11 protein-coding genes and 2 pseudogenes are annotated in these 15,461 nt (G+C 72.6%); 6 read left to right on the top strand and 7 right to left on the bottom strand.

Annotation, left to right across the window (positions count from 1 at the left end):
* Nucleotides 1–139 precede the first annotated feature (139 nt).
* Both ACH4N1_RS34200 and ACH4N1_RS34195 read right to left on the bottom strand, forming a co-directional pair.
* On the bottom strand, nucleotides 140–1,342 hold the full coding sequence (locus ACH4N1_RS34200) for a serine hydrolase domain-containing protein (RefSeq protein ID WP_398104302.1): 1,203 nt from the start codon (nucleotides 1,340–1,342) through the stop codon (nucleotides 140–142).
* Nucleotides 1,343–1,749: 407 nt separating this feature from the next.
* Complete coding sequence (locus tag ACH4N1_RS34195; RefSeq protein WP_398104300.1) at nucleotides 1,750–2,274, bottom strand: hypothetical protein; 525 nt, start codon at nucleotides 2,272–2,274, stop codon at nucleotides 1,750–1,752.
* Nucleotides 2,275–2,822: 548 nt separating this feature from the next.
* On the opposite strand from ACH4N1_RS34195, the gene ACH4N1_RS34190 reads away from it, so the two are divergent.
* Nucleotides 2,823–4,148 carry a helix-turn-helix domain-containing protein gene (locus ACH4N1_RS34190; RefSeq protein ID WP_398104298.1) on the top strand — a complete coding sequence of 442 codons (1,326 nt, stop codon included), beginning with the start codon at nucleotides 2,823–2,825 and terminating at the stop codon, nucleotides 4,146–4,148.
* A gap of 87 nt (nucleotides 4,149–4,235) precedes the next feature.
* Here ACH4N1_RS34190 and ACH4N1_RS34185 read toward each other — a convergent pair.
* Together ACH4N1_RS34185 and ACH4N1_RS34180 are read right to left on the bottom strand one after the other, a co-directional pair.
* Nucleotides 4,236–4,370: pseudogene (locus ACH4N1_RS34185) on the bottom strand (AraC family transcriptional regulator); the annotation flags it as partial.
* 345 nt (nucleotides 4,371–4,715) lie between these two features.
* Entirely contained in the window at nucleotides 4,716–5,168 is a 453-nt protein-coding gene (locus tag ACH4N1_RS34180; RefSeq protein ID WP_398104296.1) for a hypothetical protein, read from the bottom strand.
* A gap of 591 nt (nucleotides 5,169–5,759) precedes the next feature.
* Between ACH4N1_RS34180 and ACH4N1_RS34175 the strand changes: the two genes are divergently transcribed.
* A complete protein-coding gene (locus ACH4N1_RS34175) occupies nucleotides 5,760–6,038 on the top strand; it encodes a GlsB/YeaQ/YmgE family stress response membrane protein (protein ID WP_398104294.1) in 279 nt (92 codons plus the stop codon).
* Between the two features lie 423 nt (nucleotides 6,039–6,461).
* Nucleotides 6,462–8,204, top strand: a complete 1,743-nt coding sequence (locus tag ACH4N1_RS34170) for a SpoIIE family protein phosphatase (protein WP_398104292.1) — start codon at nucleotides 6,462–6,464, stop codon at nucleotides 8,202–8,204.
* 157 nt (nucleotides 8,205–8,361) lie between these two features.
* On the opposite strand, the gene ACH4N1_RS34165 is transcribed toward ACH4N1_RS34170, so the two are convergent.
* Nucleotides 8,362–9,066 (bottom strand): DUF4232 domain-containing protein, encoded by a 705-nt coding sequence (locus tag ACH4N1_RS34165; RefSeq protein ID WP_398104290.1) that lies wholly within the window; start codon nucleotides 9,064–9,066, stop codon nucleotides 8,362–8,364.
* A gap of 436 nt (nucleotides 9,067–9,502) precedes the next feature.
* Here ACH4N1_RS34165 and ACH4N1_RS34160 point away from each other — a divergent pair, with 436 nt between their 5' ends.
* A complete protein-coding gene (locus ACH4N1_RS34160) occupies nucleotides 9,503–11,812 on the top strand; it encodes an ATP-binding protein (RefSeq protein ID WP_398104288.1) in 2,310 nt (769 codons plus the stop codon).
* Nucleotides 11,813–12,188: 376 nt separating this feature from the next.
* On the top strand, nucleotides 12,189–12,770 hold the full coding sequence (locus ACH4N1_RS34155; protein WP_398104286.1) for a hypothetical protein: 582 nt from the start codon (nucleotides 12,189–12,191) through the stop codon (nucleotides 12,768–12,770).
* A 107-nt stretch (nucleotides 12,771–12,877) separates the two neighbouring features.
* Here the strand turns inward: ACH4N1_RS34155 and ACH4N1_RS34150 are convergent, their stop codons facing one another.
* Entirely contained in the window at nucleotides 12,878–13,999 is a 1,122-nt protein-coding gene (locus tag ACH4N1_RS34150; RefSeq protein WP_398104284.1) for an LUD domain-containing protein, read from the bottom strand.
* A gap of 150 nt (nucleotides 14,000–14,149) precedes the next feature.
* On the opposite strand from ACH4N1_RS34150, the gene sigJ reads away from it, so the two are divergent.
* Nucleotides 14,150–15,088 carry an RNA polymerase sigma factor SigJ gene (gene sigJ / locus ACH4N1_RS34145; RefSeq protein ID WP_398104282.1) on the top strand — a complete coding sequence of 313 codons (939 nt, stop codon included), beginning with the start codon at nucleotides 14,150–14,152 and terminating at the stop codon, nucleotides 15,086–15,088.
* Nucleotides 15,089–15,349: 261 nt separating this feature from the next.
* Here sigJ and ACH4N1_RS34140 read toward each other — a convergent pair.
* Nucleotides 15,350–15,461: pseudogene (locus ACH4N1_RS34140) on the bottom strand (IS481 family transposase); the annotation flags it as partial.

The raw sequence follows: 15,461 nt of genomic DNA, 5'->3' as shown, positions 1-15,461 counted from the left end.
GGCGGAGGGCGTCGCGGCCGCCCGGCTCGGGGCGGCCGGCCTGGTTCCGCTCGGGCGACCGCAGGCTGGGAGCGTCAGGGCACCCCTGTCCTCGCCGACCGCGCCCATGGAGGACAGTCAGGGGTGACGCACCGCGTGCTCACCGCCCGTCGCGCAGCAGCGCGCAGACGAAGTCCTCCTGGATGGTGCGCAGCCGCTCGAGCCGCGCGGGCTCCTTGGCACCGTTGATCTGGCTCGTGAGCGAGAACGTCAGCGAGCGCCGGCCGTCGGGAGTGGCGGCCACCAGCTGCGTGTAGCCCGGGAAGTTGCCGGTGTGGCCCAGCACGACGCCGCACCGTGTCGTGTAGCGGAAGATGCCCAGTCCCGCGGTGTTGCGTCCTGGACCGGCGGGTTCGGACGCACCCGCGATCCACCGGCGCTGCTCCCGCACGACGCCCTTGCCGTAGAGCGCGCCCGAGGCGTAGCCGCGGATGAAACGGGTCATGTCGAGCGGAGTGGAGACGATGCCCCCGGATGCCCATGCCCCGGAGGCGCTGACAAGCTCGCTGACGTCCTCCGGGGACGCGGGGTCGCTCACGTCGTACCCGTGCAGGAAGGGCTCGGGCATGCGGTAGCCCTGCGGGAGGCTGGTGTCGCGCAGTTCCAGCGGCCTGTAGGTCAGTCGCCGCAGGAGTTGTTCGTACGGGGCCCCGGTGACCGCTTCCGCCATCAGGGCGACGGCGATGTTGTCGGAGTTGGAGTACTGGTACCGGCTGCCCGGGCTGAATCGCAGGGGCTCGTCGGCCACGTGGTCGAGCAGGTGGCGGGAGTCGAAGTGGTGACGCGGGTCGGCCGCGAGCACCGCGGTGAACTCGGGGTCCTGCGAGTAGTCCGGCAGGCCGCTGGTGTGGTTCAGCAGTTGCCGCAGCGTCACCTGGCCCCAGGCGTCCGGAAGCTGCGGGAGGCGCTCGCGCAAGGTGTCGTCCAGCCCCAGTGCGCCGCGGTCGACGAGGGACAGGGCCACCGCTCCGCTGAAGGCCTTGGCCGTACTCGCGATCCGCATGTGGTCCTTCACCTGCGGCGGGCGGCCCGTTGCCAGGTCGGCGACGCCGGCCCGCAGCACGCGGGTCCGCCGGCCGTCGCGCAGCACGGCGATGATTCCGGGCGGACCACCCGGTTCCCTCACGAACCGGTCGATCTGACGCTGCAGCGTACGGTCGTCCGCCGGCCCGGCAGCGGTGCCGGCGGCGGTGCCCGCGGTGGCCGGTACCAGCACCGCCAAAGAGGCGGCCACGATGACGAACACGGACCCCCGACGTGGTCGTGGGACGGCACGAAGGGGCCGTGCGGGACGCAGAGGCATCGAGGCTCCTGAAGGTGGGCGACGGCAGTGCGGGTCAAGCCTCACCGACCGCGGATGCCGACGCCGCCTCCTGTTGCTGCAAACAGCCCAGCCGGCCGCGGGTGGCGGGGCCGCCGCCCCGTGCCGCTCCGGACGCCGGCCGAGCCGGTGCGCGTGGCTCGTACCGCCGTGGCCGGAGTCGATCACGCCGCACCACGACGCGCCACACCACGCCGCGTCCGAGCGGGCGGTGGGTGCTCGGTGGGCAACGGTCGGCTGCCCGGACTTTCGGCAGAGGGCGCCGCTGGGGACAGGTCCCCTGCGGTCGAGGGCAGGGACGAAACCCGGCGCCTCGGAGGGTGCCCGTCGACCTGCCGCTGCGCCTGTCCTGCCCCGGCCGGGGCAGGACAGGCGCAGCGGCTTTGTCGTCAGCGGGCGCTCGTGGTGCCGATGTCGACGATGTGGTCGTACCGCTCCACCAGCACGAAAAGCCTGGTCTTCTGCGTCGTCTCCCCGCTGCCGAAGGTCAGGGTGACGATGACCTCATGACCGTTGCCCACGGTGCCGTTGTCGGTCACCGTCCACCGCGCCGGGACGTTCTGGGCACGCAGGACGCCGTCCGCCCCGTTCTTGTTCTCCCAGGCCGCCAGCCGCTCGGCGAAGTCGGGCGTCAGGTAGTGCTTGCGGAGCGCCGTGGCCAGCGTGACGTCCGGGTCCGTGTAGTCGCCCTTCGCGTCGACGTACGCGCCGTAGAAGTCGGCGACCCGGGTCACCGCCTGGCCGAACGTGCCGCTGACCGGCTGCGGTGCGGCGGTGGACGCCCGCGCCGGGGCGGGGACGGACGCCTGCGCCGAGACCTGTGTCGACACACCGAGTCCGACAGCCAGGACGAGGCCGGCGGCGAAGGCCGCGCGGCGGCCCGGACGACGGTGTGCGGGGAACTTCCTGTTCATGTGCGTCTTCCTTCTCTGGTCCGTATGGGGTTGCTTCCGGCAGGTGGTTGCTCCCGGCCGGTGCCGGTTTGCGTACTGAAGGCGCCTGCCGGCTTGTCGCCATCTCGTCCGCGTCCGATTCGAGGACAGGACGGGCCGACTGTCCGACCGGACAGGAGCGGCCGGTGTCTTCGCCCCGGGGAGCGTCGTGTGACGGCGGGCGCCGCGGCGTGCCGAACGCCGCGCCCTGGGCATCCGGGCACAGAGGTGTCCCGGTACCCAGGCGCAGAGCGACGAGTACGGCAACCGCGTCGTGAGTGTGTGACGACGTGTCAAGCGTGGTGGCCACAAAGGCGATCGTTGGTGCATGTGTGCCGGACGTCGTCCGGCACCGGTCGGTCCCTGTGGCCGTGGTCGGTGCGACACCAAGAGCATCGGCGATCACCGGAGCCCGGCACAACGGCTGTCGCCCCTTTGGCGACGGTGGAACCATCCCAGCCCATCTGACGTGCAGGGACATGAGTGCCTGGGATACGGGATCACGGACGGGCGGCGGAGGGACGGTGTCGATGCGGGACGAGGTCGAGGAGTTCGCGGCGCTGCTGCGCAGGCTGAAGGACCGCACGGACCGGAGCTACGGCTCGTTGGCCCGCCGCGTCGACATGAACACCTCCACCCTGCACCGGTACTGCACGGGCGAGGCGGTGCCGCAGGACTTCGCGCCGGTGGAGCGGCTCGCGGCCTTCTGCGAGGCGACACCGACGGAGCGGCTCGAGCTGCACCGGCTGTGGTTGTCGGCGGTGGCGGCTCGGCAGCGGGTGCGTACGGCCGACTCGGCGGAGGCCGTGATTCCGGCACCGGCGCCGGCGCCGGACGCGGGCGGGACGCTCGTCGAGAAGAGCCGCTCCGCGGAGCGGCCCGGAGACCGTCCCGACCCGGACGAGACCGTCCCCTCCCCCGCTCCCCGTCCCTGGTACCGCCGCCGACGGGTCCTGGCGTCCACCGCCGTCGCCTGCGCGCTGCTCGCCACTCCGCTGAGCACGTCCGCCCTGCCGGACGAACGCTCCTCCGAGGCGGACGCCTCCCGCCTCGCGGGCCCGCGGACGAACGCCCCCGGCGCGCCCCGCCGTTCGGCGAAACCTGCGGCCACCGGCTCCCCCTCCTCCTCCCCTTCCCGCAGCTCCACGTCGCCCGGCCCCGGGCAGAGAACCCCCGCCCCGTCCGCCACGGGCAGCGGTCCCACCTCGGCCGCGAAGCCGGTCACCGGCCTGCCCCTCGCCTGGAGCACGGACTCCCTGGTCTGGGACAAGGGCTGCGACCACGACTACGTCATCGACAAGCCGCCCGCACAGGTGCCTCCGCCGCCGGTGGAACAGGACGCCGAGGTGTGGGCGGCGACGCAGGGCGCGGTGCACGGGCGGCATACGACGGTGCGGATCTCGGTGCAGGGGCTGTCCTCCACGGCCGTGGTCCTCGAAGCGCTGCACGTCCGCATCGTCGGCCGCGGCGACCCGGCCGCCGGTGGCGCGTACGCCATGGGCCAGGGCTGCGGCGGCGACCTCACGCCCCGCCGCTTCACCGTGGACCTGGACGCCGACCGCCCCGTCGCCCGCCCGAAGGACGGCGCCGACATCGAACGGACCGTACCCGCCGTGCACTTCCCCTACCGCGTCTCCGCCGAGGACCCGGAGGTGCTGCTGGTCGACGCGACGACCCGGGCCCACGACGCCCGCTGGTACCTCGAACTCGACTGGTCCTGCCAGGGCCGCACCGGCACGATCCGCATCGACGACCACGGCCGCCCGTTCCACACCACCGGCATCAAGGGAATGCCGCACTACTGGTACGGCACGAACGACGCAGGCGGGCGTGCCTGGGTCCCGTACGACAGCTGAGGGCTTTCAGCCTTCCGCGCCCGAGCGGCTGCGGCGGCCGGTGCAGAGGCGGAACGGCGCGCACAGCGAGCGCCGGCAATCGTGCTTGCCCGCGAGCGCGGAGAACATCCGGCGCAGGTGGTGCTCCGAGGTGGCCGCGATGCGTGCCGGCTCCTCCACCTCGATGTCCTGGCCGAGACGGCGCCCGATGTGCTCCATGGCCTGGTTCAGCCGTTCCGGCACGCCCGTCTCCTTCCTCTTGACGACCACCACGCCAGGCAGGGCCTGCCATGCCGGACCCGGCATCTTGTGCCTGATCAAGTCGGGTGCACGAGGCGGTCAGGGAGATCGAACGGCAGGTGGCCGGCCCGGTTCGCGGGCTGTCCGGGGAACGGCCTCCACCGAGAGAACTCGAGGTGTTCGATGTCCGTGAAGCGAACACCCGCCAGGGGCGCGGGATACCGCGGTCGGCCGCGTGCACGACGCACAAACACCGCCCGCACGGAGTCGACGTGCAGGCGGTGAGTGCGACTTCTGTGAATCTCGCCCGGGCGTTCCGTCACCGAGTCCGAGATCCTCACCAGATGGTCAGGCAGGGCCGTCCAGACTGACGTAGCAAGTGTCATTGCTCTTGGGGTCGCTCGACGGAACCCCGTTGTATCCGTCTTCCCAACCGCCACCGGACTCCGGGAATCCCGTGTACGCCTCCTTCTCGGTGCCGCCGACCCAGAAGTGGGCCTCCCGGGTGTTGTCGACATCGGAGTCCAGCACGCACGAGAAGTTGTTCTTGCACCAGAATTTCCCGCTCGGCTGCCCCACGGAGACGAACTCGACGTACCAGTAGTCGAATTCCTCCGAGCCGATCCCGGTCTGGTAGTGCCGGATGAACGGTCCGGCGCTCTCTCCGTTCTTCAGCAAGTCGAGCTTGTACGTGTCGGATTCGACGCCGCTCTTGGAGGCACTGAACTTCAGGACGACGTTTTGGAGATCGGCGCCCCACTCGTTGTAGAACCGTACATTGATTGTCCGGTCGGTTGACATGGGAATCCTCCTCGGCCAGATGAGACGCGCCAGGAGGGAGCCGCAGAAAACACCCGCCCCAACTCCCCCGCCGGATACTGCATATCAAGCCTATTGGGCCTGATGTACTCCCGCAAATGGTGCGGCGATACCACACGCGTCGCCGCATGCGCAGCGCGATCGGAAACGACGAAGACGCATCACCCGGCGCCGTACGTGGTGAAATCGACGCCCGTGCCATCACCGGCCCTCACGACCGGCTCGCCGTGACCGCGGACGGCGACCGCACCGACCGTCCCCTGCCCGGCAAGGCGTACTCGTCGCGCGCCGAGCCGCGGATCAGCGGCGCACGGCGGCGGAAGCCGCTGCAGTCGACGGCTGCCGTCCATCGGTCGCGGTCGAACCACTTGGTGGTGGTGCGCGCCCTCGCTTTCCCGTGTTGTTCCACGTCGCCGCAGCCCGCGGCGACGTGGAACAAGCCCGGACCGGGCACCAGGCACCGGGCACCGGGCACCGACAGGTGCCGATGTCCAGAAGGAGACGTTTGTTCGGGCGCGACCGGTGCAGACGATGAGCTGACACAGTCTTTATGCGACGAAGCGGAGATACATCGTGGGCATCATTGCGTGGATCATCATCGGCCTGCTCGCCGGCGCCATCGCCAAGGCCCTGATGCCGGGCAAGGACCCCGGCGGCATCATCGTCACCCTGCTCATCGGTATCGCCGGCGGGCTTCTCGGTGGTTGGCTCGGCAAGGTCGTCTTCGGCGTCGACTCCATCGACGGGTTCTTCGACCTCTCCACCTGGATAGCCGCCATCGTCGGCTCCGTCATCCTGCTCGCCGTCTACCGTCTCGTCGTCGGCAACCGGCACGCGCACCGTCACGCATGAGCCGGTGAGGCACCGGTAAGGCATACGCCACCTACGCACTGACGGCTTCCGCCCTGTCCCCAGGGCGGAAGCCGTCAGTGCGTAGGGATGCTCCCTCCGGGTAAGCGGCTCCCACCGGTCGGTCCAGGTGCTCGATGTCCGTGAAGCGGGCGCCCCTCCAGCCGGCCGGCGCGGGGAACGCCCCTCCATTGCCGCGAGAGCCTCCCGGATGGGCATGGCGGACGTGGCGCGCAGAGCGGCGGCGTCCGGAAGGCCGGCGGCCGCGAGACGGACCGCCCAGCGCACCGGCAGCCTTGCCGGGTCGGCGGATCGGCACGCGTCTCCCGGTCGGCGATCTCCCTCACACCCGACAGACGGCACGCAGGGCGTACCGTCTGTCGGGACGGCGTCCGCGCGGGACGAGCAGATCAGGAGGCGAAACGAGTGACGGGTCCAGAATCCACGGACATCGCCTCCGAGCGCTCCCCGGAGACGACGGACGCCACGCTCACCGTGGTTCTGGCCGCTCTGGGGACGGCCGCCTACGCGGTGGACGAGCAGGGCTGCATCATCGCCGTCAACGCTCTCGCCGAGCGTGTGCTGGCCCGCCCCGCCGCGCAGCTTGTCGGTCACGACGCGCACGACCTGCTGCACCGTGACGCGCACGGTCAGCCGCTGCCCAGGACCCGGTGCGCGATGCGGCTTGCGTTCCTGGCGGGTCACGCGGCCCAGGCCGACCGGGAGTGGTTCGCCCGGGGGGACGACGGTGGCCGACTGCCCGTCTCCTGGCTGACCACTCCCCTCGACCCGCGCGGCCTCAGCGGCCTCAGCGGCCACGAGAGGGTGACGCTGGTCCTTTTCCACACCGTCGACGAAGCCGAACCGTCCCGTGCGCCGTCGCAGCGGGTGGCGCAGCCCCTGCCGGAGCTGGAGCGGCTGGCGCTGCTGGCCGAGACGACCGCCCAGCTGACCTCCACCCTGGACGCCGACGAGGCGGTGCGACGGCTCGTGGCCCTGGTGGTGCCGCGGCTCGCGGACTGGGTGGTCGTCGACCTGATCAGTGAGCGCGACGAGGTGTGGAGGACCGTCGTGGCCCACGCCGAGAACGGGGCCGTCACGCACCACGAGGATCTCCAGGGCCCGATGCCGCCGGTGCCCGAGCATTCCTCGATGCCTCTGTCGCGGGCCCTGCGCGGGGTGGCTTCCACCCTCACGGGCCCGCAGACCTACCAGCAGCCCCCGGATTCCGGCATCGCGGCCGAACAACGCCGTCTGTTCGAGGCCACCGGCATCCACTCCGCGGCCATCGCGCCCCTGCAAAGCACCCGCAAGGTCCTGGGGGCGGTGACCCTGGGCCGCTCCCAGACGTCGCAGCCGTTCACCCCTGCCGATCTCGCCCTGCTGGAAGACATCGCCCGCCGCGCCGGTCTCGCCCTGGACAACGCCCGCCTCTACCAGCGCCAGCGCACGGTCGCCGAAACCATGCAACGCCACCTGCTGCCCCAGCTCCCGCAGGTGCCCGGCCTGCAGATGACCGCCCGTTATCTGCCCGCACCCGACGCCTCACAGGTCGGCGGCGACTGGTACGACGCCTTCCCGCTCTCCGACGGCGCCACCGCCCTCGCCGTGGGAGACGTCGTCGGACACGACCTGGACGCCGCGGCCGGCATGGCCCAGCTCCGCAACATGCTCCGCGCCTACGCCTGGTCCCAGCAAGAACCCCCCAGCGGGATCGTCAACCGGCTCGACCAGGCGGTCATGCACATCACCGACGTCACCATGGCCACCATGATCTTCGCCCGGACGGAAACGACGGACGACGGGCGGTGGCGCCTGTCCTGGACCAACGCCGGCCACCCGCCGCCGCTGCTGGTCACCCACGACGGCCTGGCCTCCTACCTCACCGACGGCCACGGCATCCTCCTGGGCACCGGAACACACCAGCCGCGACCCGACGCGACCGTCCTCCTCCCGCCCGGATCCACCCTCCTGCTCTACACCGACGGCCTCGTCGAAGCCCACGGCCGCTCCCTCGACGAGGGCCTGGACCGACTGCGCCAGCACGCCGCGGCCCTCGCTCACCGCCCCCTCACGGCCTTCACCGACCAGCTACTGCGCCGAGTCCGCCCGGCCGACAACGACGACGACGTCGTCCTGTTCACCCTGCGCACCCCCACGCGAGCCTGACCGGACCCGGACGCTCCCCGTGGCCCGGCCGCACCGGCGACGACGATGCCGACGTCAGACCCGTATCAGCCGCTGCGAACGACGCGGGCACAGCCCCGAGAACTGCTCGGCCCTCGGGACACTCGCCCGAGGTGACCGTCGTCACCTGGCACAGGGCTCAGAAGTCGTCCGCGCCGTTGCGGAGTTCGGGGGTCCAGTAGCCGGTGAGGGCCTTCGCCGGGTCGACGGCGATGCCGTCGCTGCCGGGCGCGGTGACGGCGATGACCGTGGAGTCTCCCTCCAGTACGACGGAGAACGCCGACACGGGTTCGTTGTCCTCGTCGACCCCGCCGTCGGACAGCTTCACCAGGGCGTAGGCCGGGGCCCCCGCCGTGAGCACGACCGGCGCGGCCGGCTTGCTCTTGGCGACGGACGGGACGTCCTGCTTGTGGCTCTCCAGGAACTGGACGTGCGGGAAGCCCGTCAGCCGGCAGGAGTGCCGGGTGGTGTTCCGCGCCGTCAGGACGATGTGGGTGTAGGGCGGACCGTCCTGCGTGGCGGCGGTGACGCGGACGTCCCGTGCGGTGCAGACCGGAGTGGAGGCGGCCGCCTGCTCGCCGGTCGGACCGGTCGTGTCCGCGGAGGCGCCGGCGGGGTCCGCGGAGCCCTTCGATCCGGTCGAGCCCGCGGAGCCGGTCGTCCCCGTCCCGCCGGACGTGCCGGCGCCCTTGCCGGCGGTCGCCGGGAACGAAGCCACCGTGGCCGAAGTGGTGGGCGCGGAAGTCGAGGTGGAGTCCGTGTCGCTCTGGCAGGCGGTGAGGGACAGGGCGAGAGCCGTGCCCGTGACGGCGAGCAGCGTGGAGCGGTGGCGCTGGGTGTTCATGGAGAGTTCCCCCGTGAGGTGGTTCGGGGCCGCGGCGCGGTGCCGTCGGCCGATGTCGTCCTGCTTGCTTTTCGCGGTGGTCAGTCGCCCTTGCCGGCACCGGCGGCCGGGACGCTCCGTCCGGACGGTCCGGCGACGTGTTCCTGGCTGTCGTTCATGTGAAAGATCCCCGTTCGATGAGCTGCGGCACGCGTGCCGCGGTCGTGGGACGACGGATGGTCCTCGCCGTTCCCGGGCCTGCACGGACTCGTTCCTGGACGGGTCCGTGCGCCGGGGTGCCCGGACCGCGCAGAGCCGGCAGGGAGTTCCGTGTCGGCCTTCAGTCGATCACTTCCGGTCTCCACGGCCCAGGCGGTTCTCCCGGCAGAAGTACCGACGGCGATACTTCTGCCGGGGGCTCGCGTCCGGACGAGCCGGACGGCAGGGGACATCGACGGTGCGTGACGGCACGCCTTCCACGGGGGACTTCGGGCAGCGGGTGCGGGCTCTGCGGGTCCGCGCCGGACTGAGCCAGGAGGCCTTGTCCCATGCGGCCGGGGTGAGCGTCAGGGCCCTGGCCGACATGGAACGCGGGCGCACCCGGGGGCCGCAGCGCCGTACGGTGCGGGCGCTGGCCGAAGCACTGGGACTGAAGGGCGACGAGGCGGCGGGTCTGGAGAAGTCGGCCGCCCTCGGCAGACCGCGCCCCGGGCCTGCCGCCGGCCCGGCCGGCCCCGGCACCTTGGCGCTGCCGCGTGACATCCAGGACTTCACCGCCCGCGGCCCGGCCCTCGCCCGGCTGCTGGACCTGGTGCGGGACGCCGATCCGGACCGGCCGGTGGTCACCGTGGTCGCCGGGCAGCCGGGTCTGGGCAAGACCGCGTTCGCGGTGCATGCCGCGCACCGCCTCGCCCCGCACTTCCCCGACGGGCAGTTCGCCCTGGACCTGCACGGCATGGACCCCGAGCCGACCACCCCCCGGGACGCGCTGGCCCGGCTGCTCGGCGCGATGGGGGTCGCCGACGCGGCGATACCGGCCGGCACCGACGACCGTGCCGGTCTGTGGCGCTCCCTGGCCGGCGGACGGCGCATGCTCCTGCTGCTGGACAACGCCGCCGACGAATCCCGGGTCGCCCCCCTGCTGCCGGGCACCGGACCGTCCCTGACCATCGTCACCAGCCGCCACGCCCTGGCGGGTCTGGAGTCCGTGCACCGCACCGATCTGGCCCTGCTGCGACGCGAGGAGGCGGTGGAAATGCTGGCCCGCATCATCGGCCCGGACCGGGTGCGGGCGGAGGCACAGGCCGCACGCGACCTCGCCGACCTGTGCGGGCACCTGCCGCTGGCCGTCCGGATCGCCGGCCAGCGGCTCCTCAGCCGACCGCACGAACACCTCGGCAAGCTCGTCGCCCGTCTCGCCGCCGAGGGCCGGCGGCTGGACGGCCTCCAGGCCGGAAGCCTGCGGGTGCGGGCCGCCTTCGCGCTCTCGTACCGGCAGCTCCCGCCGCCCTCGCAGAGCGTGCTGCGCCGCGCCGCGCTGGCCGCCGGAGCGGACTTCAGCCCCCGGACCGCGGCGCTCCTGGCCGGCCTGTCCTACGACGAGGCGGTCGCCTGCGCCGAGGAACTGACCGACGCCGGACTGCTCCAGAGCGATGCCGTCGCCGAGCGGTACCGCTTCCACGACCTGCTCAGGCTGTACGCGGCCGAGCGGGTCGAGGCCGAGGACGAACCCGGGGCCCTCGACGCCGCCCTCGACCGGACCGCGTCCTGGATGCTGCGCCGGGCCACCGTCGCCGCGCTGCACTTCGACGTCGACCACGAACGGGCCACGCCGTCGGACGACCCCGACCCGGACCGGGCGCCCACGGGCCGGGAAGAGGCCCGGGTCTGGCTGGAGGCCGAGCGGGCCCAGTGGCTCGCCGCACTGCGCCGGGCCCATGAGACCGGCGGGTACCGGCAGGTGCTGGACACGGCGGAGGCGATGCACTGGTTCTCCGACCTCAACCAGCACTGGGAGCAGTGGGTGGAGGTGTTCCGGCGCTCGGCCGACTCGGCTCGTCTGCTGGGCAGCAGGCGGGAGGAGGCGGTGCACCTCAACTACCTCGCCTGGGCCTACAACCACTGTGTCCACGACCCGCAGGCCGCCCTGACGAGCGCTGACGCCGCACTCGCGGCGGCCCGCGAATGCGGGGAGGGGCTTCAGGAGGGCTGGGCACTCGGCTACGGGGCGGGCGCCCTCCACCGGCTGGGCCGCACGGAGGAGGCCCAGGAGCGCCTGCGCGAGGGAGCGCGCTGCCTCGCCTCGCAGAAGTCACCGCAGAGCCGGCTGGCCGAGCTGTCGATCCTCAACCGCCTGGGCACCCTGCTGCGCGAGACCGGCCGGGCGGCCGAGGCGCTGGACATCCACCGCCGCGGCGAGCGGATCTGCCGCGCGGGGGTCCCCGGCCGGACGGACCAGGTGATCACGGTGTACCTCGCGGTCGCCCGGCAGCAGATCGGCAACGACCTGGCGGCCCTGGAACGTTGGCACGAGGCCGAAGCACCGCTGCGGCAGGCCCTCGCCGCCTTCGACACCGCGCAGATGGCGGCCTGGGCGGAGCAGGCCCGGCTCGACCTGGGTCAGGTGCTCGCCGCCTTGGGGCGCCCGGAGGCCCGCGAGACGCTGCGCACCGCCCACGACGCCCTCGCCGCGCTGAGAAGCCCTCTCCAGGTCGAGGCCGCCGCCGCCCTCGCCGCGCTCGACGGGACCGCCGCCGGCACCGGCTGACGCGGGGAGCGGCGCCGCCACGCGATACCGTGACCGGACGACCGCTCACCCGATTTTCGCGCTGCCGCGGCCCACGGATGTCATCACGCGTCCTGCGACGCGGCCGTCTCCCCCGGGGCGAAGTCGTGCGGCGGGAGGCGGAGGGGCGAAAGACGCACGCCGAGCGGGTCTCAGGGAGCCGGTGCCGGTGGACGCTGCCGGATCCTGCGTGCCCGGCTTCCTCCGTGGCGTCCGGCCGTTCGTGCGTCGTCGTCCTGTGGGGTGCACCCGTCCGGCCTGCCGTGGTGGCGGGGCGTACGGAGTCCGGCGAGGGTGGGATGGGGCTCGCCGTCCGCGTCGGCCGGGCCCCTTCGACCATCCCCGAAGGAGCACCACCATGTCTGAACGCAACACCGCCATCCGCAGCCTGCACGATCTCGGTCTGGCAGCCTGGTTCGGAGGCTCGCTGATGGGCGCGATCGGCCTCAACGGCGCGGCCGGGGACGAAGGTGGAACGGAGGCGGCCAGGGACCGGATCTCTTCGTCGGGGTGGGCGAAGTGGGTGCCGGTCAACGCCGCCGCGATCGGCGCGCACCTGTTCGGCGGGGGCGGGCTGCTCGCCGCGAACGCCCATCGCGTCGCCACCCAGCAGGGCGTGGCCGCCTCCACCACGGCCAAGACGGTCGTCACCGCAGCGGCCCTGGCCGCCACCGCCTACGCCCGCGTCCTCGGCAAGAAGATCGAACTGGCGTCCTCCTCCGACCCCCAGGACGCCGAGAAGGCGCAGAAGCACCCCGTCGACCTGCACAAGGCGCGGCGGCAGCTGGCCTACGCGCAGTGGGCGGTGCCGGCCCTGACCGGCGGCCTGGTGGTGCTCAACGCCCTGCACGGCGAACAGCAGCGCCCGATCGAGCAGATTCCCGGCATGTGGGAGCGGGCGCGCTCCGTGACCCACCTGTGCGCCGTGAAGCCCGCGTGACGCACGGGAGGTGATCATCGGCCGTGGCCCGGGACGCTCGCGCGGGGGCCGGACGGTGAAGGTCCCCCCTCGCCCACGGGCGAGGGCCGAACGGGCCCTGGGCCGGGTCAGTGTCCGATGGCTTCTCGGAGAAGCAGTACGGTGCCGCGTCCCGGGCGGGGTTCCGCGTTGAGGATGAGCAGGCGGTTGACGGCGCTGGGCATCCCGTACACCGCCCGGGCGCGGGCGTTCTCCATCGGGAGGGCGTGCTCCTCGACGCGGCGCAGGGCCGTGCTCAGGTCGGGCACCACCTTCTGCGCGCCGACGATCCAGACCGCGTGGGCGGCGCCGCCCGCGTTGGCGGGGAGTTGGCTGCCGCTGCCCGAGGCGAGGACGAGCGAGCCGGTCTCGGTGACCGCGGCGACGCTGTTGACGACGAATTCGGGGCCGGCGGCCAGCCTTCGGATCTCGTCGGCGCCGGTGGCACGGTCGATGGCCCGGATGCGCGGCCTGATGGCGTCGTACCGGCCGCCGGTGTTGATGTCCTCGTCGATGCCGGACAGTCGGAGGGTCTCGCTGGCGCCGGTGAGCACGCCGGCGCCTTCGGGGACCAGGTCCTTGATGCGGGCGCGCGCTTCCGCGGCGTCGTCGAGGATCTCGGCGGCGAAGCCGTTGGCGCGCAGCGCGGCGGCCACCCGCTCCAGGCGTTCGGCCGACGCCGGGGCGGCGAAGGACGCGGCTGGGGCCGGGGTGTCCGTGACGTCTTCCGGGTCGGCCGTGGCGGCTGCCGGGCCGGTCCCGGAGCCCCGCGCCGCGTGGGGCGCCGTGCCCGCCAGCGGGGAGGTGTCGAGGTACCTGACCTCGTACACCCGCTCGGCGAACTTCCAGCCCTCCCCCGTGCGCTGGTAGCGGTCGTGGTAGACGGCGTAGTTCAGACCCTGGCGTCCGTCGAGGGTGCGCGCGAGTTCCTGGAGGTAGGCGCGGCCGGTCGCGGTGTCGCCGTCGAGCAGGATCGTGCCGGGGTGTGTGGTCTGCACGAAGAAGTCCCACTGGCTCTGCAGCCGCTCGCCCCCGGCACGGATCTCCTCGCGGCCGACCAGTTCGACGGGGATGTCGGGCATGCGCAGGGCACCGTCCGGTGTGAACAGTGACGCCAGACGGGGTCGGTCGCGCATCATCACCGCGTCGGTGAACTCGCCGCGCAGTGCCTCGATCTCGACGCGGTCCGCGATGGCCTGGAAGTCGTTCATCGAAGTTCCCTCTCCAGCTTGTCGTCGTCCTCACCGGTACGACAACGCAGCCCTTCGGAATGTGAGGCTGTGCGTCGGCCTCACATTCCGGTGCGCTGTCCTGTCGTCATGGGAGGGGGCGCAGAAGCGAGCGAGGGAGACGGCCGGACCATGACCACCAGAGCCGAGCCAGGCGACGACCGGAGCGGTCCGGACCTCAGCGCGATCATGAGCGAGCGGCGCCGGCTGATCAACCTCGGCTATCGGCTCCTCGGGTCGCTGGCCGACGCCGAGGACGTCGTGCAGGAGACCTACGCCCGCTGGTACGCCATGTCCGCGCGGGAGCGGCAGGCCGTCGAGTCGCCCGGCGCCTGGCTGACGACGGTCGCCGGCCGCATCTGTCTGAACCTGCTCGGCTCGGCGCGGGCCAGGCGGGAGACGTACGTGGGCGACTGGATCCCGGAACCGCTGCCCGAACCCTCGGAGTGGATCACCGGACGCTCCGGCGCGGGCGGGGTCGACCCGGCCGATCGGGTCACCCTGGACGAGTCGGTGACGATGGCCTTCCTGGTCGTCCTCGATTCGATGACCCCGGCCGAGCGCGTCGCGTTCGTCCTGCACGACGTCTTCCGCTATCCCTTCGGCGAGGTCGCCGCGATCGTGGGCCGCACTCCGGCGGCGTGCCGCCAGCTGGCCTCGTCCGCCCGCCGTCGCGTCCGCACCGCGCAGAGCCCGGCGGGCCCGGGCACCGGGCAGGCCGCCGTCGTCAGGCGGTTCAAAGCGGCGTGGGAGACCAAGGACATCGACGCCCTGATCGGCCTGCTCGACCCCGACGCCACCGCGACCGCCGACGGCGGCGGCCTGGCCGTCACCCACCCGCGCCCGCTCGTGGGCGGTGAGCGGATCGCACGCCACTACGCCGAGATCGCCCGCCTGTCGGGCGACCGCACGACGTTCCTGGAGTACACGGTCAACGGCCTGCCCGGCCTGGTGGCGCGGCACGACGGCACCATCGCGACCGTGTTCGCGTTCGAGATCGCGGGTGACCGGATCAGGCGCATCTGGGCGGTGCGGAACCCCGAGAAGCTCCGTCCCTGGCGGATCGGCTGAGAAGCGGTCCGGGACACCGCGGCGATCGGTTCACGGCCGGCACCGACCCGCACCGGGGCCGTATCCCGAACGCGTCCTGGGTGTGCTGTTCGGACGGGTCGGTGACGCGGCCGGCCGGTGTGTGGCCGTCGACGCGGTGGGGGCACCTCCCGGCCGAAGGCCGGGGGACGTCGGCGACCGACGACAACGCCGCCGGGGGCACCCCCTCCGGGGGAGGGCGTGCCGGACCCCGCGTCTCCGGCACGACCCGCCGGACAGGCCCTAGTTGTATTGACCCGTGAGGTTGGGGACGCGGCTGGCGGGTGGTTGGCCCTTCAGCGCGGTGTGTCCGCGGTGGTGATTGTAGGTGTGCAGCCAGCTGGGGAATGCCTCG

The organism is Streptomyces sp. NPDC017202 (genome assembly GCF_044331705.1).
Taxonomy (GTDB): Bacteria; Actinomycetota; Actinomycetes; order Streptomycetales; family Streptomycetaceae; genus Streptomyces.
The sequence above is the reverse complement of the archived record's forward strand: the minus strand, read 5'-3'. Positions and strand labels throughout refer to the sequence as shown.

Bases quoted from the DNA above. Each gene is read 5' to 3' on its own strand.
- ACH4N1_RS34195 (WP_398104300.1), bottom strand. From the start codon at position 2,274: ATGAACAGGAAGTTCCCCGCACACCGTCGTCCGGGCCGCCGCGCGGCC.
- ACH4N1_RS34165 (WP_398104290.1), bottom strand. From the start codon at position 9,066: ATGAACACCCAGCGCCACCGCTCCACGCTGCTCGCCGTCACGGGCACG.
- ACH4N1_RS34200 (WP_398104302.1), bottom strand. From the start codon at position 1,342: ATGCCTCTGCGTCCCGCACGGCCCCTTCGTGCCGTCCCACGACCACGT.
- ACH4N1_RS34150 (WP_398104284.1), bottom strand. From the start codon at position 13,999: ATGAACGACTTCCAGGCCATCGCGGACCGCGTCGAGATCGAGGCACTG.
- sigJ (WP_398104282.1), top strand. From the start codon at position 14,150: ATGACCACCAGAGCCGAGCCAGGCGACGACCGGAGCGGTCCGGACCTC.
- ACH4N1_RS34190 (WP_398104298.1), top strand. From the start codon at position 2,823: ATGCGGGACGAGGTCGAGGAGTTCGCGGCGCTGCTGCGCAGGCTGAAG.
- ACH4N1_RS34155 (WP_398104286.1), top strand. From the start codon at position 12,189: ATGTCTGAACGCAACACCGCCATCCGCAGCCTGCACGATCTCGGTCTG.
- ACH4N1_RS34180 (WP_398104296.1), bottom strand. From the start codon at position 5,168: ATGTCAACCGACCGGACAATCAATGTACGGTTCTACAACGAGTGGGGC.